The following is a 758-nucleotide window of genomic DNA, read 5'->3' as shown; positions in this document are numbered from 1 at the left end:
AGATATTCCTCCTTAGCTCAGTCGGTAGAGCATGCGGCTGTTAACCGCAGGGTCGTTGGTTCGAGCCCAACAGGGGGAGCCAGGAAGGACAACATCTTCTTTGAGGATGTTGTCCTTTTGTGTTATGGATTTAGCCAGTTGAGGACGGAAGGTCCGAAACAAACAACCACCCGCAACTTATCTTACCTTATCGGACTGGAGCCTGATTCATGCGCAGCTGGCTGTGTTCTTTGCCGACCGTATGCCGGATTGACCGGCTGCACACCGGTATGTCAAGGGTCGAGATGAACGGAGGCTGACGCCCCCGCCCTTGACATACCCATGAAGCACTGTTATTTTTGTAGAAAAGGCGGGAGCAGCTTACGTCGCTCCCGCCTTAAAATTATTTCGCTCTATTTTGCACCACGATTTAGCGTTTACACAGAATTTGGGATTGACCCAACAAACCAGCTTTTTAGCCGTATAATCCCCCTCATAAGCTAAGACAGCATTGCAAAAGTCAACGATATAGGCAAATCTCTCGTCTGAGCGGCAATGCCATCTCTTCCGGATCACTCCTCTGAACGATCTGTGCTGTCCGGATCATATGTCAGCAACAGCTCCCGCGCCAGCCTGATCAGGGCATCGCTTTCTGATGGGTGGTGCTAGAATATAAATAGTACAAGCTAAAATGAGAAATCCCGAACACGCATAAGCATGATACAATAGAGACATGGTGAAGGAGGATCTCATATGGCAACGCAGCGTGACAAACAATT

1 tRNA gene is annotated in these 758 nt (G+C 49.1%); it reads left to right on the top strand.

The annotated features are described in order from the left end of the window. Window positions 1-6 precede the first annotated feature (6 nt). A tRNA-Asn gene (locus IAG03_RS14085) sits at window positions 7-82 on the top strand. Window positions 83-758 lie beyond the last annotated feature (676 nt).

Source organism: Yeguia hominis (genome assembly GCF_014384705.1).
Lineage (GTDB): Bacteria > Bacillota > Clostridia > Oscillospirales > Acutalibacteraceae > Yeguia > Yeguia hominis.
The sequence above is the reverse complement of the archived record's forward strand: the minus strand, read 5'-3'. Positions and strand labels throughout refer to the sequence as shown.